22 protein-coding genes and 1 pseudogene are annotated in these 25,059 nt (G+C 72.3%); 11 read left to right on the top strand and 12 right to left on the bottom strand.

Features of this window, described 5'->3' with window-relative positions; translation table 11 throughout:
• Positions 1-86 precede the first annotated feature (86 nt).
• A complete protein-coding gene (locus ACGF2Y_RS33140; protein WP_392955097.1) occupies positions 87-548 on the top strand; it encodes a MaoC family dehydratase in 462 nt (153 codons plus the stop codon).
• Positions 549-705: 157 nt separating this feature from the next.
• Here ACGF2Y_RS33140 and ACGF2Y_RS33135 read toward each other — a convergent pair whose 3' ends face one another.
• The 3 genes from ACGF2Y_RS33135 to ACGF2Y_RS33125 all read right to left on the bottom strand — a co-directional run bounded on the left by ACGF2Y_RS33135 (position 706) and on the right by ACGF2Y_RS33125 (position 3,023).
• The gene (locus tag ACGF2Y_RS33135; RefSeq protein ID WP_392955095.1) at positions 706-1,338 is read right to left on the bottom strand and encodes a TetR/AcrR family transcriptional regulator; all 633 of its coding nucleotides are present in this window, start codon (positions 1,336-1,338) and stop codon (positions 706-708) included.
• A 153-nt stretch (positions 1,339-1,491) separates the two neighbouring features.
• The gene (locus ACGF2Y_RS33130; protein WP_364790835.1) at positions 1,492-1,782 is read right to left on the bottom strand and encodes a YiaA/YiaB family inner membrane protein; all 291 of its coding nucleotides are present in this window, start codon (positions 1,780-1,782) and stop codon (positions 1,492-1,494) included.
• Positions 1,783-1,871: 89 nt separating this feature from the next.
• Positions 1,872-3,023 carry an acyl-CoA dehydrogenase family protein gene (locus tag ACGF2Y_RS33125; protein WP_392955154.1) on the bottom strand — a complete coding sequence of 384 codons (1,152 nt, stop codon included), beginning with the start codon at positions 3,021-3,023 and terminating at the stop codon, positions 1,872-1,874.
• Between the two features lie 92 nt (positions 3,024-3,115).
• On the opposite strand from ACGF2Y_RS33125, the gene ACGF2Y_RS33120 reads away from it, so the two are divergent.
• On the top strand, positions 3,116-3,805 hold the full coding sequence (locus ACGF2Y_RS33120; RefSeq protein WP_392955093.1) for a TetR/AcrR family transcriptional regulator: 690 nt from the start codon (positions 3,116-3,118) through the stop codon (positions 3,803-3,805).
• A gap of 285 nt (positions 3,806-4,090) precedes the next feature.
• On the top strand, positions 4,091-5,068 hold the full coding sequence (locus ACGF2Y_RS33115; RefSeq protein ID WP_392955091.1) for a DMT family transporter: 978 nt from the start codon (positions 4,091-4,093) through the stop codon (positions 5,066-5,068).
• Between the two features lie 106 nt (positions 5,069-5,174).
• Here ACGF2Y_RS33115 and ACGF2Y_RS33110 read toward each other — a convergent pair whose 3' ends face one another.
• From ACGF2Y_RS33110 to ACGF2Y_RS33090, 5 genes are all read right to left on the bottom strand, one after another.
• On the bottom strand, positions 5,175-6,254 hold the full coding sequence (locus ACGF2Y_RS33110) for a Zn-dependent alcohol dehydrogenase (RefSeq protein ID WP_392955089.1): 1,080 nt from the start codon (positions 6,252-6,254) through the stop codon (positions 5,175-5,177).
• A 104-nt stretch (positions 6,255-6,358) separates the two neighbouring features.
• Entirely contained in the window at positions 6,359-7,753 is a 1,395-nt protein-coding gene (locus ACGF2Y_RS33105; protein ID WP_392955087.1) for an aldehyde dehydrogenase family protein, read from the bottom strand.
• 254 nt (positions 7,754-8,007) lie between these two features.
• Entirely contained in the window at positions 8,008-9,510 is a 1,503-nt protein-coding gene (locus ACGF2Y_RS33100; RefSeq protein ID WP_392955085.1) for a CitMHS family transporter, read from the bottom strand.
• 135 nt (positions 9,511-9,645) lie between these two features.
• Complete coding sequence (locus tag ACGF2Y_RS33095; protein ID WP_392955083.1) at positions 9,646-11,829, bottom strand: molybdopterin-dependent oxidoreductase; 2,184 nt, start codon at positions 11,827-11,829, stop codon at positions 9,646-9,648.
• Positions 11,830-12,009: 180 nt separating this feature from the next.
• Positions 12,010-12,630, bottom strand: coding sequence for a TetR/AcrR family transcriptional regulator (locus tag ACGF2Y_RS33090; protein ID WP_392955081.1), 621 nt, complete (start codon positions 12,628-12,630; stop codon positions 12,010-12,012).
• A 245-nt stretch (positions 12,631-12,875) separates the two neighbouring features.
• Between ACGF2Y_RS33090 and hmgA the strand changes: the two genes are divergently transcribed.
• The 4 genes from hmgA (at position 12,876) to ACGF2Y_RS33070 (ending at position 17,947) form a co-directional block, all read left to right on the top strand.
• Positions 12,876-14,195 carry a homogentisate 1,2-dioxygenase gene (hmgA, locus tag ACGF2Y_RS33085; RefSeq protein WP_392955079.1) on the top strand — a complete coding sequence of 440 codons (1,320 nt, stop codon included), beginning with the start codon at positions 12,876-12,878 and terminating at the stop codon, positions 14,193-14,195.
• A 166-nt stretch (positions 14,196-14,361) separates the two neighbouring features.
• The gene (locus ACGF2Y_RS33080) at positions 14,362-15,120 is read left to right on the top strand and encodes a GntR family transcriptional regulator (RefSeq protein WP_392955152.1); all 759 of its coding nucleotides are present in this window, start codon (positions 14,362-14,364) and stop codon (positions 15,118-15,120) included.
• 343 nt (positions 15,121-15,463) lie between these two features.
• Positions 15,464-16,669: a type ISP restriction/modification enzyme gene (locus ACGF2Y_RS33075; RefSeq protein ID WP_392955151.1), complete on the top strand. Its 1,206-nt coding sequence runs from the start codon at positions 15,464-15,466 to the stop codon at positions 16,667-16,669.
• A gap of 81 nt (positions 16,670-16,750) precedes the next feature.
• A complete protein-coding gene (locus tag ACGF2Y_RS33070) occupies positions 16,751-17,947 on the top strand; it encodes a CaiB/BaiF CoA transferase family protein (RefSeq protein ID WP_392955077.1) in 1,197 nt (398 codons plus the stop codon).
• Between the two features lie 45 nt (positions 17,948-17,992).
• On the opposite strand, the gene ACGF2Y_RS33065 is transcribed toward ACGF2Y_RS33070, so the two are convergent.
• A complete protein-coding gene (locus ACGF2Y_RS33065; protein ID WP_392955076.1) occupies positions 17,993-18,256 on the bottom strand; it encodes a hypothetical protein in 264 nt (87 codons plus the stop codon).
• Positions 18,257-18,583: 327 nt separating this feature from the next.
• Complete coding sequence (locus ACGF2Y_RS33060; RefSeq protein ID WP_392955074.1) at positions 18,584-19,387, bottom strand: SGNH/GDSL hydrolase family protein; 804 nt, start codon at positions 19,385-19,387, stop codon at positions 18,584-18,586.
• Between the two features lie 271 nt (positions 19,388-19,658).
• Between ACGF2Y_RS33060 and ACGF2Y_RS33055 the strand changes: the two genes are divergently transcribed.
• Entirely contained in the window at positions 19,659-20,753 is a 1,095-nt protein-coding gene (locus ACGF2Y_RS33055; protein WP_392955072.1) for a DUF5925 domain-containing protein, read from the top strand.
• A gap of 22 nt (positions 20,754-20,775) precedes the next feature.
• On the opposite strand, the gene ACGF2Y_RS33050 is transcribed toward ACGF2Y_RS33055, so the two are convergent.
• The gene (locus tag ACGF2Y_RS33050; protein ID WP_392955070.1) at positions 20,776-21,150 is read right to left on the bottom strand and encodes a GntR family transcriptional regulator; all 375 of its coding nucleotides are present in this window, start codon (positions 21,148-21,150) and stop codon (positions 20,776-20,778) included.
• Positions 21,151-21,220: 70 nt separating this feature from the next.
• On the opposite strand from ACGF2Y_RS33050, the gene ACGF2Y_RS33045 reads away from it, so the two are divergent.
• Together ACGF2Y_RS33045 and ACGF2Y_RS33040 are read left to right on the top strand one after the other, a co-directional pair.
• The gene (locus ACGF2Y_RS33045; protein ID WP_392955068.1) at positions 21,221-22,141 is read left to right on the top strand and encodes a GNAT family N-acetyltransferase; all 921 of its coding nucleotides are present in this window, start codon (positions 21,221-21,223) and stop codon (positions 22,139-22,141) included.
• Positions 22,122-22,661 (top strand): DUF402 domain-containing protein, encoded by a 540-nt coding sequence (locus tag ACGF2Y_RS33040; RefSeq protein WP_392955066.1) that lies wholly within the window; start codon positions 22,122-22,124, stop codon positions 22,659-22,661. Before ACGF2Y_RS33045 ends, ACGF2Y_RS33040 begins: the two co-directional genes overlap by 20 nt.
• Positions 22,662-22,759: 98 nt before the next feature.
• Here the strand turns inward: ACGF2Y_RS33040 and ACGF2Y_RS33035 are convergent.
• Positions 22,760-23,557: pseudogene (locus tag ACGF2Y_RS33035) on the bottom strand (VOC family protein); the annotation flags it as partial.
• A gap of 54 nt (positions 23,558-23,611) precedes the next feature.
• Between ACGF2Y_RS33035 and ACGF2Y_RS33030 the strand changes: the two are divergent.
• The gene (locus tag ACGF2Y_RS33030; protein WP_392955064.1) at positions 23,612-25,003 is read left to right on the top strand and encodes a site-specific integrase; all 1,392 of its coding nucleotides are present in this window, start codon (positions 23,612-23,614) and stop codon (positions 25,001-25,003) included.
• Positions 25,004-25,059 lie beyond the last annotated feature (56 nt).

The raw sequence follows: 25,059 nt of genomic DNA, 5'->3' as shown, positions 1-25,059 counted from the left end.
CAGGAACGCGCCGCACAACGATGCTGAGCAAGCGCTTAGACATCGCGCCGGGTGGTGCGCCGAGCCGGAAGGCAGGGACCGGGAACATGGCAGAGCCGAAGATCTTCACGTCCGCGCAGGAGCTGCGGGACGGAGTGGACAAGCCGCTGGGACACAGTGACTGGCTGGAGATCGAACAGGAGAGGATCGACCGGTTCGCCGAGGCGACCGGCGACCACCAGTGGATCCACGTGGACCCGGACCGCGCGAAGGACGGACCGTTCGGCACGACCATCGCGCACGGCTATCTGACGCTCTCGCTGCTGCCCGCGCTGGTACCGCAGGTGATGCGGGTCGAGGGTATGAAGATGGGCATCAACTACGGGACCAACAAGGTCCGTTTCCCCTCGACCGTCCCGGCCGGCTCGCGGCTGCGGGCCACGGCGGTGCTCCGCGATGTCGAGGAGGTGGGCGGCGGCGTGCAGGTCACGGCGGCCGTCACGGTGGAGCGCGAGGGCGGCGAGAAGCCGGCCTGTGTCGCCGAGTCGGTGTCCCGCTACTACTTCTGAAGCGGCGGGACCACCTCTGAAGCCTTCTGAAGCGGCGGGACCACCTCTGAAGCCTTCCGAAGCGGCGGGACCACTTCTGAGGCCTTCTGAAGCGGCGGGATTCCCTCTGAAGCGGCGGTACCGCCTCTCCGGCGGGACTGCTTGTGGAGCGGCGGGACTACTTCTGAGCCTGCCGGGCCCCGACCATCCGCAGGACGAGGCCGGCGTACAGCTCGCCGACCTCGTCGGGCGTACGGCTGCCGCCGGCGTTGAACCAGCGGGCCACGTCGATGCAGAGGGACAGCACCGCGAGCGTGGTGCCGGGGATGTCGGGGACGTCGAACTCACCGTCCCGCACCCCTTCGCTGATGATCCGGCGCACCACCGCGTCGCTCCTGCGCCGCAGGGCGACGATCTCGGTGCGGTGCTCCTCGCCGAGTGCGTCGAGCTCGTACTGCACGACCCGGGCGGTGGTGTGCCGCTCCGCGTGCCAGCGGACGAAGGAGCGGACGGCCCCGGCGAGCCGTTCGGCGGCCGTGCCCTCCCGGTCCGCCTCGGCGTCGAGGACGTACAGCGCCCGCTCGTGGCCGATCTTGCTGATCCGGTGGAGCAGTTCTTCCTTGGTCTTGTAGTGGATGTAGAGCGCGGCCGGGCTCATCCCGGCGCGGCCGGCGATGTCACGCGTGGTGGTCGCGTGGTATCCACGCTCGGCGAAGGCGTCCACGGCGGCGACGAGGAGCCGCCTGGCCGCCTCGGGAGTGACCTCGCCCCACGGCGCGTCCTCGCCGCTCGTCTCCTCCGCCGTACACATCGCCCAGGGCCCCTCTCCGTCAGCAGGACGAACACCATACCCCGATCCTGAGCAAGCGCTTAGGGGCCGCCCTGCGGATCTCGCCCTGTGGGCGCCGGCCCGCCGGCCCAGCCCTGTCAGCCCCGCCCTGTCGGCCCTGTCAGCCCTGTCAGGTCAGAGCTTCTGGAAGGGGTCGTGCTCGGCGAGGATCTTCTCCAGCCGCGCCTGGTCCACCCGGCTGACGATCTGCCCGGCCTCCTGGCGGTCCCGGATCACCTTGGCGAGCGTGAAGCAGGACGTGACCAGGTAGAGCACGCCGATGGCGAGGAAACCGCGCACCCAGGCATCGGCGTCGAGGAAGAAGATCCCGAGGGCCACCGCGCCGATCGCCACCAGGAAGGAGGCGACGGCCTGGCCGTAGAAGGCGGCGGTGCTCTGCTGCTTGACCGATGTCGTGTCACTCATGGGTTCAGCATCCGCCGACGTGGCGCACGCCACATCCGTGCCCGTACTCAGGCCGGGTACTCAGACACCCGTGCGAACCCCGGTGCCGGTCAGAACGCGGAGACGCCCGTCAGCGCGCGGCCGATGATCAGCTTCTGGATCTGGCTGGTGCCCTCGTAGAGCGTCATCACGCGGGCGTCCCGCAACAGCTTGCCGACCGGGTACTCGTCGATGTAGCCGTAGCCGCCGAAGACCTGGAGGGCGTTGTTGGCGCAGCGGACGGCGGCCTCGGAGGCGTACAGCTTGGCCTTGGAGGCGGCGGTGACGAATTCCTGGCCCCGGTCGATCAGGTCGGCGACCCGCCAGGTGAGCAGCCGGGCGGCGTCCACGTCCACGGCGATGTCGCTGAGCAGTTCCTGGACGAGTTGATGGCGGGCGATGGGCTTGCCGAACTGTTCGCGCTCGCCGGCGTAGCGCACGGCCGCGTCCAAGGCGGCCTGCGCGATCCCGACACAGCCGGCCGCCACCGACATGCGCCCCTTGGCGAGGGCGGACATGGCGATGGAGAAGCCCTTGCCCTCGGGCCCGAGGAGGCTGGACGCCGGTATCCGGACGTCCTGGAGGACCAGTTCGGCGGTGGCCTGGCCGCGCAGGCCGAGCTTGCCGTGGATGGTGCGGCGGGTGAGGCCGGGGGTGTCGGCGGGGACGAGGAAGGCGGAGACGCCCCGGTGGCCTGGGGCGTCGTTCGTCCGCGCGAAGAGCAGGACGACATCGGCCCAGGTGCCGTTGGTGATGAACATCTTGGTGCCGTTGACGACGTAGTCACCGCCGTCGCGGACGGCCCGGGTGGCGAGGTTTCCGGCGTCCGAACCGGTGCCGGGCTCGGTGAGACCGAAGCAGCCGATCGCCTCGCCCGCCGTCAGCCGGGGCAGCCACCGCCGCTTCTGCTCCTCGCTCCCCCAGGACGCGATGGTCTTGGCGACCAGACCGAGCGATACGGAGACGATGCCGCGCACGGAGGAGTCGCCGCGCCCCAGCTCCTCCGTGACCAGACAGTAGGACAGGTGGTCGCCGCCGGAGCCGCCGTACTCCTCGGGGACGGTCAGACCGAGGAAGCCGAGGTCCCCCAGCTTCTTCACGATCGACTTGTCGATGTTCTCGGCGCGGTCCCACGCGACGACATGGGGGGCGACCTCGCGGGCGACGAAGTCCTCGGCCAGCTTCCGGACGGCTTCCTGCTCCTCGCTGAGCGTCAGGTCCATCGTGCGCCACCCACTGCCTCTCACGAGCGCCACTCGGGCGCACCTTAATTAGCACTGCTAGTTTCTGGTTCGCAGGCCCTACTATGAGCCGCATGGCCCGACCGCGCAAGCCCCTCCTCAGCAGAGACCGCATCGTCGGGGCGGCGAGCGCGCTCGTGGACTCCGAGGGGCTCGACGCCGTCTCCACGCGCCGCCTGGCGGCCGTGCTGGGGGTCAGCGGGCCCTCGCTCTACAACCACTTCCGCAACAAGGAGGAGATCCTCGACGCCGTCGCCGACGCGGTCTCCGCACAGGTCGATCTGTCGATGTTCGAGGAGTCGGACCCGCGCGACTGGCGCGAGGCCCTGCACGACTGGGCGCTGTCCTACCGGTCCGCGCTCGCCGCGCACCCGCACATCGTCCCGGTGCTGGCCCGGGGGCCCGGCCGCAGGCCGGCGGGGCTGCGGGTCGCCGACGCGGTGTTCGGGGCGATGACCGGCGCGGGCTGGCCGCCCGCCCAGGCCACCCGGATCGGGGCGCTGATGCGCTACTTCATCACCGGATCGGCGCTGGGGTCGTTCGCCGGGGGCTTCGTCGACGACGCGAGAGCCTATGACCCCGCCGACTACCCGCACCTCGGCCAGGCCCACCTGCTGGCCGACCACCGCAGCCAGGTCGACGAAGGGGCTTTCGAGACCGGGCTGCGGGCGCTGCTGGACGGGCTGGCGCTCCAGTACGCGCGGTACGCGCGGCCGGCGGGCGACGACACGGCCACGGCTCGGCCGGCGCCGAACCGTCCCTGACGCGACCTGGGCCCGTGGGCCGCGGGCCGTTCCGCGCGGCTGCGGCCCGTTCCTCGCGAGCGCGGGCGTCAGCAGCGGGCGGGCCCGGAGGCGTAGTTGTCACGACCATCCCGCCGGACGGCTCGGCATCCGGATCACCGGGCGGGGCAATGACCGGACGACCTGGGTGGGCCTGCCCGCACGCCTGCCTGCCTATCTGCCTGCCCGTCCGTCCGTCCGTCCGCCGATTGACGGTCCTCGACAATTCGGTGGGGCCCGAAGTGTTACGGCTCTACGGTCGTGGCCATGACGACGACCCCGATACCGCTTCCGGTCTCCCCGCCGGCCCACCGCTGGCGTGCCCCCGCCGCCGCCTGCACCACCGTCGTGCTGTGGGCCTCCTCCTTCGTCTCCATCCGCAGTGCGGGCGAGGCCTACTCCCCCGGCGCGCTGGCCCTGGGCCGACTGCTGGCGGGCACGCTGGTGCTCGGGGTGATCCTGCTCGTCCGCCGGGAGGGGCTCCCGGGGCGGGGTGCCTGGCCGGGGATCGTCAGCTCGGGGGTGCTCTGGTTCGGGCTGTACATGGTGGTCCTGAACTGGGGCGAGCAGGAGGTCGACGCGGGTACGGCCGCGATGCTCGTGAACATCGGGCCGATCCTGATCGCGCTGGTCGGCGCCCGGCTGCTCGGTGAGAAGCTGCCGCGCCGGCTGCTGCTGGGGATGGGCGTCTCGTTCGCGGGCGCGGTCGTGGTCGGACTCGCGATGTCCGGGCACGGCGGCTCCTCCGTGCTGGGCGTGGCGCTCTGCCTGCTGGCCGCGGTGGCGTACGCGACGGGCGTGGTGAGCCAGAAGCCGGCCCTCGCGCACGGTTCCTCGCTCCAGATCAACACCTTCGGCTGCCTGATCGGGGCCGTGGCCTGCCTGCCGTTCACCGGGGTACTGGTCTCCGAGGCCGCCGACGCACCACTGTCCGCCACCCTGAACATGGTCTACCTGGGCGTCTTCCCGACCGCGCTGGCCTTCACCACCTGGGGCTACGCGCTGGCCCGGACCACCGCGGGCCGGATGGGCGCGACCACGTACGCGGTACCGGCGCTGGTCGTGGCCATGGCGTGGGTGATCCTGGACGAGGTGCCGACCCTGCTCGGCGTCGTCGGCGGGGCCCTGTGCCTCGCCGGGGTGGCGGTCTCCCGGAGCCGTCAGCGAACCGGCCCCGCACACGGCAATCCGTCCCGGCCGGTGGAGTCCCGTCATGACGAGGAGCGCCGGATGGAACGGACATAGCGGGGCGGGGCGGGCAGAGGGGCGGGGCGGGCAGAAGGACGGAAGGGGGACGGCCGGACCACGGGCTTCCGGACGCGCCCCCCTCCCGGGTCTCGCACCCCAGGCGCTAGAACACCACCAGGGCGCGGCCGCCCTTCCCCGCGATCATGTTGTCGAAGGCCGCGGGGATGCCGTCCAGGGCGATGCGCTCGGTGACCATCATCGACAGGTCGAAGCGGCCCGCGCGGATGTGGTCGGCGAGGGCGGGCAGATCACGGGCCGGGTCGCTGTTGCCGTAGACGCAGCCCGTCAGGGAGCGGCCCCAGTGGAAGATCTCCAGGGCGTTGAAGGTGACTTCCTGGTCCTTTCCGCCGATCCCGACGACCGTGGTGCGCCCGCCGCGCCGGGTGGACTCCCAGGCGGCCCGGATGGTCACGGGGCGGCCGACGCACTCCACGGCGACGTCCGCGCCCTGGCCGCCGGTGAGCTTGCGGATCTCGCGCGGGGTGGTGGCGGAGGCGACGACGTAGTCGGTCGCCCCGGCCTGCCGGGCCAGTTCCTCCTTGGCCGGGGAGACGTCGACCGCGATGATCCTGGACGCGCCCGCGATCCGGGCGGCCTGGAGCACGGCGAGGCCGACGCCGCCGATCCCGAAGACGACGACGCTCTCGCCCTCGCGGACCTCGGCGCTGTGGTGGATCGCCCCGTAGCCGGTCAGGACCGCGCAGCCGAGGAGAGCGGCGTCGGTGAGCGGGATGCCTTCGGGCGCGGGCAGCACGCAGTCGGCGGCGACGACGGTCTCCTCCGCGAAGGCCGCGACGTTGAGGCCGGGGTGGAGGCCGGTGCCGTCCGCCGTACGGGCGTGGAGGTTGGCGGTCCCCTTCAGGGCGTCGGCGCAGAGCCAGACCTCGCCGATCCCGCAGTGGAAGCAGGCCCCGCAGGAGGGGGCCCAGTTGAGGACCACGCCGTCGCCGGGGGCCACATGCGTGACGCCCTCGCCGGTCGCCAGGACCGTACCGGCGCCCTCGTGGCCGAGGACGGCCGGCACCGGGACCCGCATGGTGCCGTTGGACAGGGACAGGTCGGAATGACAGACCCCGGCGGCGGCGAGCGCGACGCGCACCTGGCCGGGGCCGGGCTCCGGCAGGACGATGTCGGTGATCTCCAACGGAGCTCCGACGGCGGGCAGTACGGCGGCGCGGACCACGAAACAGACTCCTCGGGTCTTCGGACAGCTGGCTGGGCGGACGGACCGGCGGGCAGACGAGCAGACGAGCAGACGAGCAGACGAGCAGACGATGGCTAACGGCTTCAGAACTGGAGGGACTTGGTCTGGAGGTACTCCGCCAGACCGTGCGGCCCCAGCTCGCGCCCCACCCCCGACTGCTTGTAACCGCCGAACGGGGCCAGCGGGTTGAAGCGGCCGCCGTTGATGTCGACCTGCCCGGTGTCCATCCTGCGGGCGAAGGCCACCGCCTCCTCGTCGTCCGCGGCCCACACGGCCCCGGCGAGCCCGTACACGGTGTCGTTGGCGATACGGAGGGCGTCGTCCACGTCCTCGTACCGCAGCATCGAGACCACCGGGCCGAAGATCTCCTCGCGGGCGATCGTCATGTCCGGGGTGACGTCGGCGAAGACGGTCGGGCTGACGTAGTAGCCGGTCTCCAGCGGCGCGTCCGGTCCGCCCGCGACCAGCCGGGCGCCCTCCTCGACGCCCTTGGCGATGTAACCGCGCACCCGGGCCTGCTGCTTGGCGTTGACGAGCGGACCGACCCGCTCCCCGGGTACGTACTTGGTGACGGCGTTCGCCGCGAGCTCCACGGCCTCGTCGTACCACTCGGCGTCCACCAGCATCCGGGTCCACGCGCTGCACGTCTGGCCGGAGTTGGTCATCACGTTGGCGATGCCGACGTTGACCGCCTTGGCCAGGTCCGCGCCGGGCAGGATCACATTGGCGGACTTGCCGCCCAGCTCCAGGGCGACGCGCTTGACGGCGGCTCCGGCGGTGGCGCCGATCTGCCTGCCGACGGCGGTGGAGCCGGTGAAGGAGACCAGGTCGACGCCCTCGTGGGCGGCGAGCGCCTGGCCCGCGACCGGTCCGAGGCCGGTGACGAGGTTGAAGACGCCGGGCGGCAGACCGGCCGCCTCGGTGGCCTCCGCGAAGAGCTGGGCGGTGAGCGGGGTGTCCTCGGCGGGCTTGAGGACGACGGTGCAGCCCGCGGCGAGCGCGGGGGCGACCTTGGCGACGATCTGGTGGAGCGGGTAGTTCCAGGGGGTGATCGCGCCGACCACACCGACCGGCTCCAGCAGCACGGTGGAGTTGCCGATCCGCTCCTCGAAGGTGTGGCGGGCGGCCAGTTCGGCGTACGAGGCGGCCACCAGGACCGGCACGGCGGCGTGGACCATCTGCGAGAGCGGCAGCGGCGAGCCGAGCTCGGCGGTGATCGTCTCGGCCACCTCGTCCTTTCGGGCCGCCAGCACGTCACTCAAGGCGGAGAGCCGTGCCGCGCGCTCGGCGGGCGGCGTCGCGGCCCAGGCGGGGAAGGCGGCGCGCGCGGCCCGTACCGCCGCGTCCACGTCCTCGGCCGTCCCCGCCGGTACGTGGGCGATGACCTGCTCGTCGGCCGGGTTCACGACCGCGATCGTGTCCTGGCCGACGGGGGGCCGCCACGCACCGTCGATGTACATCTGGTCATGGGCCTTCATGGCTGTTTCCTCCCGGGCGTGCTGTGCGGAGCCGTGCTGTGCGGAGCGCCGAAGCCGTGCGGCGCGGGGCAGCACGCCGCACCCGCCCAAACTAGCGCCGTTAGTTTTCTGGCGCCAGGGAGCCTCCCGAGACGCCGGTCACGCCAGTGATAACCGGTCACAGCGGCCACAACAGGAGCGCACGCCGCGCGGCACCGGGGGCGCGCGGCCGTGGTCGGTGCGGCCGCGGGGCCCGGTCCGCGGTGCGGGTGTCGTCACATGATGCCGAAGAGGATGCCCGCCCCGAGCACCACGAGCGAGGTGAGCACGGCCCACTTGACGGTGAAGCGGGTGTGCTCGCCGAACTCGACCTTCGCCATGCCGACGAGGACGTACACGGCGGGCACGAGGGGCGAGGACATGTGCAGGGCCTGGCCGGCCAGGGAGGCACGCGCGATCTCCAGCGGCGAGACCCCGTGGGCCGCGCCCGCCTCGGCGAGGACGGGGAGGACGCCGAAGTAGAAGCCGTCGTTGGACATGAAGTAGGTGAGCGGCAGGCTGAGCAGGCCGGTGACGAGGGCCATGTGCGGGCCCATCGCCTCGGGAACCGCGCCGACGACCCAGTCGGCCATGCTCTCGACCATGCCGGTGCCGGTGAGGACTCCGGTGAAGACGGCGGCGGCGAAGACCATGCCGGAGACGTTGAGGACGTTGTCGGCGTGCGCGGCGATCCGGGCCCGCTGGTCGGGCATGTGGGGGAAGTTGACGGTGAGCGCGAGGGCCGCGCCGAGCAGGAACAGCACCGGGATCGGCATCAGTTCCGTGATCATCGCTGCCAGCAGGGCGACGGTGAGTCCGGCGTTGAACCAGTAGAGCTTCGGGCGGAGCGTGGACCGGTTCGGGTCGAGGCCCTGGAACGCGTCGTCGTCCCCGGCCCCATCGCCGGCGCCGGAGTCCCCGCCCCCGTCCCCGTCCCCGTCCCTGCCCCCGTCCCTGCCCCTGTCCACGGAGTCGGCTCCGGCGCCGGTCCCCGTACCGCCGGCCGACGCGGTGACGTCCTTGCGGAGGCGGTCCGCGCCGCCGGTGCCGCCCGCGCCGGCGCCGGTGGACACGGACTCCGGCGCCGGAGCCGGCTCCCGGGCGAGCGCCTCGTCGAGGGTGAGCATCCCCAGGCGCTTGCGCTCCCGGAGGCCGAGCACGTACGCCAGCACGAACACGGCGAGCAGTCCCATGGCCAGCGCCGGGATCATCGGCACGAAGATCTCGGAGGCGTCCAGCTTGAGCGCGGTGGCGGCACGGGTGGTGGGGCCGCCCCAGGGAAGGGTGTTCATGACACCGTTGGCGGTGGCCGCGACACCGGTCATGACGACCAGGCTCATCTTCAGGCGTTTGTAGAGGGGGTACATCGCCGAGACGGTGATCATGAAGGTGGTGGAGCCGTCGCCGTCCAGCGAGACGATCGCGGCGAGCACCGCCGTACCGACGACGATGCGCATCGGGTCGGCCTGGCAGAACTTCAGGATGCCCCGGACGATCGGGTCGAACAGGCCGACGTCGATCATCACGCCGAAGTAGACGATGGCGAACATCAGCATGGCGGCGGTGGGCGCGAGGTTGCCGACGCCTTCGATGACGTAGTCGCCGAGCTGCGCTCCCTGTCCGACGGCGACACAGAACAGTGCGGGGATCAGTACCAGCGCCGCGATCGGCGACATCTTCTTCGTCATGATCAGGACCAGGAAGGTCGCGATCATGGCGAAGCCGAGGATTGTCAGCATGGGAGATACCTAACGTTCATCCTTGAACTCCCACCGGTCTCGGCGGTCCGGATGACGTTAGGGGCCCCCTCGGAGCGTTAACAAGATGTTGACGCGTGAGCAATACGAGCAAAACCCCAGGTCAACACGGTGATGTTAGCGAGCGGGGGTCACGGAGACCTCAATGGCGTTCAGTACGGCGGTGCCGGACAGCGGATCCAGGAGCGTGCCGTCGAGCAGTTGGTTCACGTTCGCCCCCGGGTGGGCGGCGGCGACCGCCATACGGGTGCCGGGGCGGCTGTGACCCCACCCGTGCGGGAGGCTCACCACTCCGCTGCGCACGGTGTCGGTGATCTCGGCGGGGGCCTCGATCCCGCCGCCCGACGACTCGATCCGGGCGGTGGCCCCGTCCACGAGTCCGAGGCGGGCCGCGTCGTCGGGGTGGATCTGGAGGGTGCAGACGTTGGACCCGCCGGTGAGCGAGCCGACGTTGTGCATCCAGCTGTTGTTGGAGCGCAGATGGCGGCGGCCGACGAGGACGAGCGGGGCGGGCCGGTCGCCCAACGCCCGGCGCAGGCGGGGCAGATCGGCGGCGATCGGCTCCGGGAGCAGTTCGATGCGGCCGGAGCGGGTGCGCAGGACGTCGGGGACGCGGGGTTTCAGCGGGCCGAGGTCGATGCCGTGCGGGTGGGCGAGGAGCTTCTCCAGCGTCAGCCCGTACGGGCCGAGGCGCAGCATGAGGTCGAGGCGGCGTTCGGGGCCGCTTTCGCCGGTGAGTTCGGCGGCCTGTTCCTCCGGGGCCCCGGCCCGGGTGAGGGCGGTGCCGATGGCCAGGTCGTCGACGGCGGAGGGCGGTGCGCCGTGCATGCCGCTCACCGCGAGGACGAGGCGGGCGTGGATCTCGCTCTCGTCCATCCGCCCGTCCTCCAGGGGCACGGCGGCGCGGGTGTAGCGGACCTGGTTGTGCACGGCGAAACTGTTGAACGCGAAGTCGAAGTGGGCACTCTGCGAGGGCGGCGGCGGGGGCAGGACGACATCGGCGTGCCGGGAGGTCTCGTTGAGATACGGGTCGACGCTGACCATGAAGTCGAGCCCGTCGGCGAGAGCCGCGTCCAGGCGGTCGCCGACGGGCGCGGAGAGCACGGGGTTGGCGGCGATGACCACCAGGGCGCGGATACGGTCCTCGCCCGGGGTGTCGATCTCCTCGGCGAGGGCGGCGATGGGCAGTTCGCCCTTGGCCTCGGGGCGCCCGGAGACCCGGCTCGACCAGCGGCCGAGCGCGAAGCCCTTGCCGGGGGCGGCGGGCCGTGGGGCGCGCGCGGTGGCGGAGAGCGGGAACAGCGCGCCGCCGGGCCGGTCGAGGTTGCCGGTGAGGATGTTGAGGACGTCCACCAGCCAGCTCGCGAGGGTGCCGTGCTCGACGGTGCAGCTGCCGATGCGCCCGTAGACGGCGGCGGTGGGGGCGGCGGCGAGTTCGTGGGCGATGGCGGTGATGGTGGCCGCGTCCACGTCGCAGGCGGCGGCGACGGCGTCCGGGGTGAAGTCCGCCAGGGCGGCGGCCAGTTCGTCGATGCCTTCCAGGTGTTCGGCGAGCGGACCGGGGTCGGCGAGCTGCTCCGTCAGGAGGATCCGCGCGAGCGCGGCCAGCAGCAGGGCGTCCGCGCCGGGCCGGATCGCGACATGCCGGTCGGCGAGCCGGGCGGTGCGGGTGCGGCGCGGGTCGATGACGGTGAGGGTGCCGCCGCGCCTGCGCAGAGCCTTGAGCCGGCCGGGGAAGTCGGGGGCGGTGCAGAGGCTGCCGTTGGACTCCAGCGGGTTGGCGCCGATCAGGAGGAGGTGGTCGGTGCGGTCGAGGTCCGGTACGGGGATGGCGTGCGCGTCGCCGAAGAGCAGACCGCTGGAGACGTGCTTGGGCATCTGGTCCAGGGTGCTCGCGGTGAACACGTTGCGGGTGCGCAGGGCGGCGAGCAGCAGCGGCGGATAGAGGGCGCCCGCCATCGTGTGCACGTTGGGATTGCCGAGGACCACGCCGACGGCCTGGGGCCCGTGGGCCTTCGTCAGGGCCGGCATCCGTGCGGCGATCAGGTCGAACGCCTCGCTCCAGGCAGCCTCGCGCAGCTCCCCGTCCTCGCCCCGCACGAGGGGGACGCGCAACCGGTCGGGGTCGGCGTCGAGCCCCCCGAAGGAGGCCCCCTTGGGGCAGATGAAGCCCCGGCTGAAGATGTCGTCGCGGTCACCGCGCGCACCGGTGACGGTGGTCCCCTCGATGGTGAGGGTGAGGCCGCAGGTGGCCTCGCAGAGGGGGCAGATACGCGGTGCGGTGCGGGAGTCGTGGGACATGGGCCCTCCCCGGGGCGGCTGCGGCGACGGCACACGGACATGGGCCGGGCGGGCGTGGGAACCCCGGCCCGGCCGAGCATACCGACCGGTACGCATGGTGGGGAGGTGTTGCGCGGAGGAGAAGCGGAGAAGAAGGCGAGCGGACCCCCGGGGCTATGAGCGCCGAGCAAGGACCATCGCTCAGTCGAGCGTCTGGGCAAGGTAGGACCTGACCAGGGTCCGGGTCTCGGCGACGATGGCCGCGTCCCCCGACGGTTCCGCGCGGAAGGCGAGCTGGAGCAGCGCGTCGGCGGCCTCGACGCTCACCAGGATCGCCCGGGACAGCCCCTCGTCGGGCCGTCGGCCGAGGTGGCCGGCGAGCAGTACGGCGAGCCGGTCCGCCAGCCGCCGGTTGGCGTCGTCCGCCGTGCCCTCGGCGGGAAACGGCGGCCCGAAGTCGACGAGCGCGAAGCCGGGGACGCTCCGCTTCATCTCCAGGTACTCGTCGAGCACCGCGTCGATGGCGGCGCGCCAGTCAGCGGCGGGGAGGTCCGCGAGCCGGGCGGTGATGCGGTCGGCGTAGGCGTCCAGGTTGCGCAGCGCGAGGGCGTCGACGAGCGCACGCTTGTTGGAGAAGAACCGGTAGACGGAGCCGATGGGCACGTCGGCGCGCTCGGCGACGGCCCGGGTGGTGAGCTGCTCGTAGCCGGTCTCGTCGAGGAGCCCGGCGCAGGAGTCGAGTATCCGGGCCAGGCGGTCGGCACTGCGCTGCTGCACGGGGGCTCGGCGGAGGTTCGGGTTGGCATGGGGCACGGGCCCCATGATGCCGCGTCCCTCCGCCCGGCGGACGGCAGCGGTACGCGGCGAACGGCGGCGGTTCCCGGCGGACGGCAGCGGGCCGCACCCCCGGGCGCCCGCCCGTACCCACACCCGCCACAAAGAGCACGGCACACGCCACGAATGGCGCGAAGTATGCCGTTGACGTACCCCCCTCCTATTCCTACGGTGGTACATAGGATTCGTCGTCCGGCGGATCCTGGAGCTTTCGTGGGCACCGGGAGTGCGGGATGAGCGCGATCGACCAGGCGAGGAAGACGGCCGAGGGGCTGGCGTATTCCTCCGGCTTCGGCAACGAGCACAGCTCGGAGGCGGTGCCCGGGGCGCTGCCGCACGGCCGTAACTCCCCCCAGCGCGCCCCGCTCGGGCTGTACGCGGAGCAGCTGAGCGGCTCCGCCTTCACCGAGCCGCGCGCGGACAACCGCCGTTCCTGGCTCTACCGGATCCGCCCCTCGGCCGCCCACCCGGCGTTCGCCAGGACCGACAACGGGGGCCTGCGCTCGGCGCCCTTCACCGAGACCGTGCCGGACCCGAACCGGCTGCGCTGGAACCCGCTGCCCGACCCCGCGCCCGGCACGGACTTCCTGAGCGGTCTGTGGACGCTCGGCGGCAACGGCGACGCCGCGCAGCGCGCCGGTATGGCGATCCACCTGTACAACGCCGACTCCTCGATGACGGACCGCGTGTTCAGCGACTCCGACGGCGAGCTGCTGATCGTCCCCGAGCGCGGCGGACTGCTGCTGCGCACCGAGATGGGCCTGCTGCGCGCCGAACCGGGCCACATCGCGCTGATCCCGCGCGGCATCCGCTTCCGGGTGGAGCTGCTGGAGGAGACCGCGCGCGGTTACGTCTGCGAGAACTACGGCCGCCCGTTCGCGCTGCCCGACCTCGGCCCGATCGGCGCCAACGGCCTGGCGAACGCCCGGGACTTCCTCGCGCCCGTCGCCGCGTACGAGGACCACGAGGGCCCGGTGGAGGTGGTCAACAAGTTCTGCGGGAACCTCTGGTCGGCGACGTACGACCACTCGCCGCTCGATGTGGTGGCCTGGCACGGCAACCACACCCCGTACGTCTACGACCTGCGCCGGTTCAATGTGATCGGGACGATCAGCTACGACCACCCCGACCCGTCGATCTTCACCGTGCTGACCTCGCCGTCCGACACCCCGGGGGTGGCCGGAGTGGACTTCGTCGTCTTCGCCCCGCGCTGGCTGGTCGGCGAGGACACCTTCCGCCCGCCGTATTTCCACCGCAATGTGATGAGCGAGTACATGGGTCTGATCGACGGGGCGTACGACGCGAAGGCGGACGGTTTCGTCCCCGGCGGCGGCTCCCTGCACAACATGATGTCGGCGCACGGACCGGACCGGGAGACCTTCGACCGGGCGAGCGCGGCGGAGCTGAAGCCGCAGAAGATCGACGACGGCCTGGCCTTCATGTTCGAGACCCGCTGGCCGGTCACGGCGACCGCGCAGGCGGCGGCCGCCGACCATCTGCAGCGCGGCTACGACGACGTGTGGCAGGGTCTGAGCCGCAACTTCCGGCCGTAGACGGCGGAAGACCGTAGGGGACGTCCGGCCGTGGACGGCGGAAGTCCGTAGGGGACGGGACGGGGACGACGTGACAGCGAGCCACGGACAAGCCGGGGCGAACGCCCGGGGGAACACCGGCGGGGACGCCGCGGCCGGGGACGGTGCGGACGCCAGGACGGACCCGGTGCCGCCCCCGCCCGCCTTCGCCCCCGACTCCCTCGTCCTGAACCGGAAGCTGCCCCTCTGGTACCAGGTCTCCCAGTCCCTGCGGGCCTCCATACTGGGCCGCCCGCAGGACGCCTCCGCCCGGCTGCCCACGGAGGAGCAGCTCGCCGCGCACTACGGGGTCAGCGTGCTCACGATGCGCCAGGCGCTCAAGGAGCTGGAGACGGAGGGGCTGATCAGCCGGCACCGGCGGCGCGGCACCTTCATCGAACCGCGCGCCCGGCGGATCTCCCCGGTCCGGCTGCTGGGCTCGGTCGACGCGATCGTGGCCCAGCAGTCCGGGGAGGCGACGACCGTTCTCGGCCACGGCCCGACGCCGGTGCCCGGTGACCTCGCCGAGTTCTTCCCGGGCTGCGCCGAGGTGACCTGCTACCGGCGGCTGCGCCGCGACGGCGAGAGCGACGAGCCCACCAACTGGGTGGAGAACGCGGTACGCCCCGACATCGCCGCCCGGATCGACGTGACCGACCTCGAACGCTGGCCGATGACCAAGGTCCTGCGCGATGTCGTCGGGGTGAAGATCTCCCGGATCACCGACACGGTGGAGGCCCGGCTCGCCGATCCCGTCACCGCCGAGCTGCTCCAGGTCCCGCTGCTCAGTCCGATCCTGCACTACACGGGCGTGACGTACGACGCGGAGGGGCGCGTGGTGGACGTGGCCCGGATCCGCTACCGGGGAGACCGGTTCTCCTTCTCCGTGACGGTGGAGGCCCACTGACCCCGCCCCACACGGACGCCGCCCGCCGTTACGATGCGAAAAGGTCACGGCGGACAGGCGAGAGGGAACAGGGGACGGCTCGGTGACAGCGCGCGGGACGACGGCGGCAGCCGGGAACGCCGGGGACGCGCAGCCCTCCCCTCCGAAGACACCAGGGACACCAGGGACACCAGGGACACCGGAGGCACCGGAGACGCCAGGGACACCGGAGGCGCCAGGCATCCCGAGGACACCGAGGACCTCGGGAACCTCGGGAACCCCGGGAACCCCGAGGACGAGGGCACCGCGGAAGCCGGTGGCGAAGGCGCCGCCGCCGGACGTCTTCCTGTCACTGGACGAGCTGATGCCGTGGTCCGTACGGCCGCTGAGAACCGGCCGCGCCTGGGTGAGCGGCCCCGACCCCGTGGCGCTCCGGGCCCGCTGGGAACGGCTGGCCGCCGCCGACGCCACCGAGCAGGAGCGGCTGTTCGCGCCCACCCGTTCCCGTACGCCGCACACCTCGGTCGCGGCCCTGCCCGGCCGGTCCGCCGGAACGGGCCGCTTCGCCCGGACGCCGGGCCCCTGCCCCGACCCCGTACGGATCCTGCACGGCCCCTACGACGAGCAGTGGCTGCTTCCCGACCACCGGCTGCTCGACGCGGCCCGTCCGGAGCTGTGGCGGGTCGCCGACGGGCAACAGCTCTTCGCGGTCGAACACAGCTCAGCCCCCGAGGATTCCGGGCCCGCCCTGTCGGTGACCGCGCTGCTGCCCGACGGGCACTCCCCCGCCGGGCGGCCCGGCCGGATCAGGCCGCTCTACCGCAGGCCCGGCGGCACGGAACCCAACCTGGCGCCGGGGCTCCTGGACCTGCTGCGCGGGCGGCTCGGCGGCGGCGCTGCCCCGGACGCGTTCACCCCGGAAGCGGTGCAGGCGTGGATCCTGGCCGCCGCCCGTCCCTCCGCCGCCGGCCCGCGTGTCCCGTTGCCGGCCGACGCGGAGGTGTGGTCGTCGGGGGTGGCGCTCGGCCGGGAGCTGATGCGGCTCCAGTTGCGCGGGGCCCGGGGCGGGGAGCGCCCCCGGCTGCCGGGCGGGCGCAGGCCCTATGTGCGGGCGGCGCTCCCGGCCCGCCCCACGGAACTGGTGTACGACGCCGGGAATGACGCGCTGGTCGTCGGCGATGGCCGGATCTCGCCGGTGCCCGCGGCGGCCTGGGAGTTCACGGTGGGAGGGGTGCGGGTGCTGGAGCTCTGGTTCGGGCGCCGGGCCGCGGCCGCGGCGGGCCGGGGGCCGGACGGTGCGGCCCCGGAGGGTCTCGACGCGGTCGGTGCGCGCGGCTGGCCCCGGGAGTGGACCTCGGAGCTGCTCGAACTCATCACCGTACTGGCTCTGCTGGACGGCACGTCGGGTCCCCGCGAGGAGTTGGGGGCCCGGCTGGAGGCGGGGCCGCTGATCTCGCCCGACGAACTGCGGGCGGCGGGGGTGCTGCCGGTCCCGTCCTCGGCACGGTGTCCCGCATCGGTGCTCGGACACCAGGAAGAGGGCCCCGAGGGGCAGTTCGCGCTGCTGTAGCTCGATCTCAACCTGTGCGGCGGGGGCCCGAAGAGGGGCCGGGGCTGGCGAAAGGGCCGGTCAGGAGGTAAGCACGGGGGCATGAACACATTGCCACTCCCCCTCGACGGCATCACCGTGGTGGCCGTCGAACAGGCGGTCGCCGCTCCCTTCGCCACCCGGCAGCTCGCCGATCTCGGAGCCCGGGTCATCAAGGTGGAGCGCCCGGACGGCGGCGACTTCGCGCGCGGCTACGACACGGCGGCGCGCGGTCTCGCCTCGCACTTCGTCTGGTGCAACCGCGGCAAGGAGTCCCTGGCCGTCGACCTGAAGGACCCGCGCGGACTGGCCGTGGTGCGTGAACTGATCGCCGGGGCCGATGTGTTCGTACAGAACCTGGCCCAGGGGGCGGCGGCCCGGCTCGGGCTCGACGCCACCTCACTCTGCGCGGCGCACCCGCGCCTGGTGGCGGTCGACATCTCCGGTTACGGGGCGGAGGGGCCGTACGCGCACAAGCGGGCCTACGACATGCTCGTGCAGTGCGAGGCCGGCCTGGTCTCGGTGACGGGGACGGCGGAGCAGCCGGTGAAGGCGGGCATTCCCGCGGCGGACATCGCGGCGGCGATGTACGCGTTCTCCGGGGTGCTCGCGGCGCTGCTGCGGCGGGCGGCCACCGGGCGGGGCGGTCCGGTGGAGGTCTCCATGCTGGACGCGCTGGCCGAGTGGATGGGCCACCCGCTGCACCAGGGGACGCACGGCTCCGCTCCCCCGGCGCGTACCGGCCTCGCGCACTCGGTGATCGCCCCGTACGACGCCTTTCCCACGTCCGACGGCGAGCGGGTGCTGCTCTCCGTGCAGAACGACCGGGAGTGGCGCCGGCTGGCGGAACAGGTGCTCGGTCGGCCCGAGTTGGCCGACGATCCGGACTTCGCGACGAACGCGGCACGCACCGCGAACCGGGAGCGGACCGACGCGGCGGTGGGCCGGGCGCTGGCGGGCCTGACAGGGCGGGAGGCGCTGGCCGGGCTGGAGGCGGCGGGCATCGCCTGTGCCCGGCTGAACACGGTGTCCGATGTGGCGGCGCATCCGCAGCTCGCGGCCCGGGACCGGTGGCGGGAAGTGGGTTCACCGGTGGGGCCGTTGCGGTCGCTGCTGCCGCCGATCACGCTGCCGGGGAGCGAGGAGGCGCGGATGGGCGCCGTACCGGCGCTGGGTGAACACACCGATGCGCTGCTGCGAGCCCTGGGGATGACGGACGAGCAGACATCGGCGCTGCGCCGGGACGGAGTGATCGCCTGAGCCGCCCCGAGCGGCGGGCCGGTCCGGGCGATGCCGTGCCGTGGGTCAGCGGCGGCTGCCGAAGAGCGAGCGCCGCAGTCGCCGCAGCGGCGCGAAGAGCGACACGCGTGCGCTCCTGCTCCGGCGGGTGTGCGTGGCATCACGCGAGGTCAGCTCACGCATCAGCAGCGTCGCTTCCGCCGACTCGCGCTGCGGGACGACGGGGCCGCCGAGCACCGCGAGATGGCGGTCGAGGCGCGTACTGGTCGCACCGCTCCCGCATGTGATGGCAGGCACCCGCGGCCTGCTTCGCACCGTTATCTGTTCCATGTCACTCCCCACCCGTACGAGGGCACCCGGTCCGGGCAGGTTAACCCTATCCTCCCGCGGCGACACCCGTGTATCCCGGCCACAGGATTGCGCACACACATACGGAGGTTGACGGCCCGTTACCGAATCTGCGCGATTCCAGGGCGACTTGGGACAGTTCGACTGGTTTTGCCCCTGAGATCACCCGGCGCTCGGCCGTGGAGCGGGAGGCCTCGAAGGACGAGGTCTCCCGCGTGGGGGACGGCGGGCGGCGGAACGCTTTCCCGAGCTGGAGAGCTGGGTCGGAGAGCTGAGCCGGAGAGCCGGGCCCGGAGAGCCGGGCCGGAGTCAGAGAGCGGAGTTGAGGACCGGGAGATAGCCGCCCGACTGTCCGGCGGCCTTGGGGTGGTAGGACTCACCGATGTTGAGCCAGTTCACACTGTGCAGCCAGGAGTTGCCCGAGCAGATCTCATGCCCGGCGAAGGTCGTCCTGACGTCACCGAAGGTGAAGCCGTGGTCCGCCGCCCGCTTGGCGGTGGCCGTGTTGAGGTGGTCGGACGCCCCGTTGATGGCGGAGCGCTCCTTCTCGCTCAGTCCGGCGATGCAGCTGCCGCCGAGCTGGTAGAAGCGGGGATAGCCGAGGACGACCACCTGCGCGGAGGGGGCCTTGGAGCGGATGGCCGTGTACACGGAGTCGAGCCGGCCGGGCAGGGTGGAGTCGACGTAGGCGCGGGCGGTGGCGATCCGGCTGAGACAGGTGGCCTCGGACTGCAGCACACAGGTCGTCATGACGTCGGCGAAGCCCGCGTCGTTGCCGCCGACGGAGATCGTGACGAGGTCGGTCGAGGCGTTCAGCCGGCCGAGCTGACCGCCCGTGACGTCTCCGGTCCTGGCCCCGGAACAGGCGGCGAAGTCGAATGTGGTGGGGGAGTTGGCGGCCGCCCAGAGGGCGGGGTAGGCGCGGCTGCTGCGCTTGCAGCTGGAGCCGTCGTAGCTGCCGGCTCCGACGCCGGAGGAGTACGAGTCGCCGAGGGCGACGTAGTCGACGGCCGCGGCGGACGAGTCGGCGTTCGCGATCCCCGCACCGGCGAGGGCGAGGGCCGCGCCGAGCAGGAGAGATGACGAGAACGCCACGAGTCTGGACATTTTCATGGGACCTCCTTGAGCAGGGGGTATCTGCCTACTCCGTAGTAGCAGCCCCTTCACCTCACCGGAAGTGTTCATGCCAAAAATAAGGGTGGTGTGCTTCCGTCCGCCCCCGGGATTTCAACGGGCGCTCCTTGACGCCTCCCTGTCGTCCCGTCGGCTCCCGTCGGCTCCCGTCGCCTCCCTGACGCCCCGTCGGCTCCCTGGCGTAGCCCGCCCCGCACGAGCCTGCGAAACCCGGGTGCACGGGGTGCCCCCGTACCGGATCATGGGCGCCATGCCCGACTCCCCCGAATCCGCTCTGCCGATCCGGCTCACCGTCGACGACAGCGACTCACCGTCCGATGTCGTGGACGCGCTCTTCCTCGGCCGCTTCGCGACGGGCGAGCAGCCGTACTCGCACAGTTCCTCCCTCGACCGGGTCAGGGCCGGGGCGACTCTGCTGCCGCCGGACGCCACGGTGTTGCGGGCCGCCCGTGACGACGACCGCAGTGCGACGCTCGCGGAAGGCGAGGGCTGGACCCTGCTGGCCTCCCGGTGGAACCGGGGCGCGGACGTCACCGTCACCGCGACCAGCGCGGCGCTGGCGGAGAAGGTCCTCGGCCAGGCCACGGACGGGGCGCAGGACGAGCCGGAAGCCCAGCCCGACAACGTGACCATGGGCTTCTGGTACGTCTCCCCGCGCCGCGGCCCGTACCGCACCACCCGCCGGATCGCCGCCGGCAACTGGGACGAGGTCCGCCCCAACTACACCGCGCCGGTGGCCGACGCCATGGGCCGGCTGATGAAGGTGACCCCGGACGACATCGCGGGCCGGCTGCTCCTGCTGCACGGCCCGCCGGGCACCGGCAAGACGTCCGCGCTGCGCACCCTGGCCCGTTCCTGGCGCGACTGGTGCCAGGTCGACTGCGTACTGGACCCCGAGCGGCTCTTCAACGACGTCGGCTATCTGATGGACATCGCGATCGGTGAGGACGACGGCACGGCGAAGGGGCGGTGGCGGCTGCTGCTCCTGGAGGACTGCGACGAGCTGATCCGCGGCGAGGCCAAGCACACGGCGGGCCAGGCCCTGTCCCGGCTGCTGAACCTGACGGACGGTCTGCTGGGCCAGGGCCGCAACGTGCTGGTGGGGGTCACCACCAACGAGGACCTGGAGCGGCTGCACCCGGCGGTCGTCCGGCCCGGCCGCTGCCTGGCCAGGATCGAGGTCGGCCCGTTGACCCGTCAGGAGTCGGCGGCCTGGCTGGGCACGGAGGAAGGGGTCGGCCGGGAGGGCAACTCCCTCGCCGAGCTGTACGCGCTGCGCCGGGGCATCGGCCCCGCCTCGGTGCCGAAGCAGGACGCGGGGGCCGACGCGGGGCTGTACCTCTGACCCCAGGTGCTACGGGTGAGGGTCAGTCCCCGTACGCGGCGCGTACCGCGTCCTTGGCCAGCGACAGGGCCTGTTGCCGGGTCAGGCCGAGCCGCTCGGCGGTCTCCGCGTACAACTGCGCGGCGGTCGCGGCCCGCTGCTCGGCCGCTCCCCCGGCGGCCGCGACGAAGGTTCCGTTGCGCCCCCGGGTCTCGATCACCCCGTCCGCCTCCAGAGCCCGGTAGGCCTTGGCGACGGTGTTGGCGGCGAGGCCCAGCTCCTCGGCGAAGCCGCGTACGGTCGGGAGCCGGTGGCCGACGGGCAGCTCGCCGGAACGGGCCAGTTCGGAGAGCTGGGTGCGCAGTTGCTCGTACGGCGCGATGCCGGAGTCCGGGTCGAGGACGATCTTGTCAGTCACGTGCCGATTCTCCCCCACCCGCGGAAAAAGGGGAGGCGTTCGGGGTGTGGCTGCGCATACGGTCCACCGCATGACTGTGATCGTGCGCGACTTCCGGCCCTCCGACGCGAAGGCGTGGACCCATGCCCGCAGGGCCTCGGTGCCCTGGATGGTGGCCACCCCCGAGCAGGTCGTCCACGACCTGGCCCACGCCCATCCGGACCGGCACTACCGGCTGCTGGTGGCCGAGGAGGACGGCGAGATCATCGCCACCGCGCAGGTCGGCATCGCCCACGAGAGTGCGGAGCCGGGGCAGGGGTACTTCACGCCGCAGACGCTGCCCGGCCGCACCAGCCGCGGCGCGGGCTCGCTGCTGCTGCGCACAGCGGAGGAGCATCTGGCCGAGGCCGGGGCCACGGTCGTGTACGCATGGGTCCTGGACAACCCGGAGAGCCTGGAGTTCGCCCGTAAGCGGGGCTACCGGCCCAGCCGCTCCGCGCACTTCCAGCACCTCGATCTCGCGGGCGGGGCCCTGCCGCCGCGTCAGGAGCTCCCGGCGGGCGTCGAGCTGCGGCCCGGGTCCGACTTCGCGGACGATCCCCGGCCGCTGTTCGAGGCGGACGCCGAGGTGACGGCGGACGAGCCGGGCGACATCACCTCCGAGCTGGACGACTACGAGGACTGGCTGACGACCGTCTGGCGGCACCCGGCCTTCGACCAGGGGCTCACCTCGGTGGCGCTGGTGGACGGGAAGGTGGCGGCGTTCAGCGCGGCCACCACCGACGGCCTGCGGACGTATCTGAGCTCCATGACCGGCACCCTGCGGGACTTCCGGGGGCGGGGCCTGGCGAAGCTGGCGAAGAACGACTCGCTGCACCGGGCGCGGGCGGCCGGATACACGGACGCCTACACCTCCAACGACACCGGCAACGGCCCGATGCTGGCCGTCAACCAGTGGTTCGGCTACACGGTCTGCGCGACGGAGGTCCGCCATGTCCGCACCCTCCCCTGAGAGCCCGACAGGCTCTGAGCCCCGCGCGGGCCGTACGAAGGGCGTCGTCGTCGCCCTGTCCAAGGCGGGCCGTACCAAGATCAGGTATCCGGCGGAGCTGGTCCGGGACGACGGCGTCCGCGTCACCGTCCGGGCGCCGTGGGCCGCGCCCGGGGTGCGGGACTTCGGCTTCGTCCGGTTCGAGCCGGGCGACGTGTTCACCGAGCACTACTGGCGGGACCGGTGGTTCGCGGTGAAGGAGGTCCGCACCGGCGACGGCGCTCTCAAGGGCTGGTACTGCGACATCACCCGGCCCGCCGTGCTGGCCGACGGGGTGCTGGCGGTCGAGGACCTGGATCTGGACCTGTGGGTGTCGGCCGACGGCTCGTCAATCCTGCGGCTGGACGAGGACGAGTTCGCCGGGAGCGGCCTGGCCGGGCGCGATCCGGCGGCGGCCGGGGCGGCGGCCGCGGCCCTGGACGAGCTGGAACGCCTGGCCCGGACGGAGGGACTGACCGGTCTTCTCGCCCGACCGGCCTGACCCACCCGACCGGCCTGACCCACCTGCCCCCTCCTGACCCGCCTGACCCCGCCTGACCGGTCTGCCCGGCCTGCCCTGCCGGCACCTCCTCGTACGGCTCAGGGGCGGGGCCGGGAGTCGGCGACGAGCTCCACCTCGTACCCCGCCGGGTCCTCCAGATAGGCGGCGTGGTGCCCCTCGCCGCCCGCGTACGGATGGCGGTCGGGGAACAGCAGCCGCCAGCCGAACGCCGGGGCCTCGGCCGTCAGGGCGTCGAGCGCGGCCCGGTCCGCCATGTGGAACGCCAGATGGTTGAGCCCGGGGCGGCGGCGGTCGTGGCCGCCGGCGACCAGGTCGGGGGACTGCTCCAGCACGACATAGGTGTCGCCGCGCCGCCAGCTGCGGCCGTGGGCCCAGTGCTGGTACGGGACATGGCCGAGCCGGCCCAGCAGCCAGCCCCAACTGCGCTCCGCCTCCGCCAGGTCCGCCACCCACAGCTCGATGTGGTGCACCCGGCCGGTGCTGTCCCCGGCGGCGGGCAGCGGGACCCCTCGGCCGACGCCGCCGGGGACGTACGCGATCGGCTCCCCGTCCCGGTGCCAGTGGATCATGAAGTGCTCGCCCGCGCGGTAGCCGTCCAGGCCCGCACGGCAGTACGCGACCATGTCGTCGGGCAACGCGGCCAGCGGGAACCAGGCGAGCTCGGAACACTTCTCCGGCTCCGCGTTGCGCGGCGGGCGCCCGGGGTCGTACTCCGCGACGAAGAACCAGCCCATGCGCGCCCCGCCGCCGGGGCCCCGGTGCTGCATCACGAGGGCCACCCGCAGCTCGTCGGGGTCCAGATCGAGGCCGATCTCCTCGGCGGCCTCGCGGATCATCGCCTCGCGGATGTCCTCGCCGTCCTCCGCGTGACCGGAGGTTCTCCAGGCACTCGCATGTTGTAGATACAAGCTGCACGGCATGGAGGCATTATGAGGGCGATCGACCGTTGGACCGTAGACTTCTACAACATGGTGGAAGCTGTTCCGCTTGACATTCCTGAGGAGCTCTCGTGGATCGGTGACCTTCACGAGCGGGCCGCTCGCAACGGCGCCCGCCACGGCACGCCGATTCTGAACTCCCCTACTGGTCATGCAGATCCACGGATCAACCTCTTCTTCCGCACCGGTTCGATGGCGGGCGCGTCAGTGAAGACCATGCGCCGGTACGCCTACTCCCTCGCGGTATGGCTGACGTTCCTCCACGTCTTCGGTCGCCGTTGGGACGAGGCGACGCCCGGTGACATCGAGTCGTACAAGGATTGGCGGATCACCGACGTCCGCAACGACGAAAGAGTCAAGGGCACGAGCTTCGACACTGACCGTGCCGCGCTCAACTGCTTCTACACCTGGGCGGGCCCCCGCTACCTGACGATCAACCCGGTGCCCTCCGTGCCACGCCAGGCCCCCGCGGAGAGGCCGTCCGGTCTGGTCGACAGGAACGGGAAGCCCCTGGCCAGGAACGGGCGTGATCCCTTGAGGCCGGCGGCCAGCCGCCGGCGCCAGGTGAAGTGGCTGCTGCGCAGCGGGTTCGAGCAGTGGCGCAACATCGGTCTGCGCGGCTACGGGTTCGACGGTCTGCGGCGCCGGGGATGGCGCGGGTACAACGAGGACCGGGACGTCGCCTTCGTCGATGGCCTGTACGGCACCGGACTCCGGCTTCAGGAGTGGGCCAGCATCCTCGACGTAGAGCTGCCGTTCGGCGCACGAGGCCGGTACCTGCGCACCTGGCTGGCCGCCGCGTGCATCAAGGGCAGTCCGGACGAGGGCCGATACTACCGGATTCCGCGCCGCGTGTTGATGGACTCGGCTGCCTCATACATGGATGAAGGGGAGGGATCGCGGGCGGAGGTCATCCGCCGGGCCCAGCGTGCGGGGCGCTACGACGGCTCGCCCGGGCTGCGGATCGTGACGGGGTACAGCGGGCGCACGCGGGAGTTGCACATCGAGTCGGCATCCGGTTCCTCGGTACCGATCTCGCTGGACGTGCTCGGTCCCGACGAGCGCCTACGCCTGTTCCGCATGACTCCCAACGGGCTGGAGCCGCTCTCCGTGTGGCTCTCGCACGACGGGCTACCGAAGAAGGTCGGAGGCTGGGAGGACACCTTCCGGGACGCCAACGAGCGCATCGCTGACCTGTGGGCCGACCTCTCGACAGAAGAGCTGACGCTTGAGGAACGCGAGCGCCGCCGGTCACAATGCCCTGTGTGGGCCCGCGCCCATATGCTTCGCCACTCGTTCGCCCTGCGCTGGTACCTGGTGTTGTCCCTGCTGTGGCAGCCCCACCTAGGGCGTGTATCGGAAGTGGATCTTGAGGTGGGATGATCTTGTGTTGTGGCACGTGGAGATCTGACGGATACGCAGTGGGCTCGCCTGAAGCC

It is taken from the genome of Streptomyces sp. NPDC048142 (assembly GCF_043202835.1).
Taxonomy (GTDB): domain Bacteria; phylum Actinomycetota; class Actinomycetes; order Streptomycetales; family Streptomycetaceae; genus Streptomyces.
This window is presented reverse-complemented; position numbering and strand designations above follow the sequence as displayed.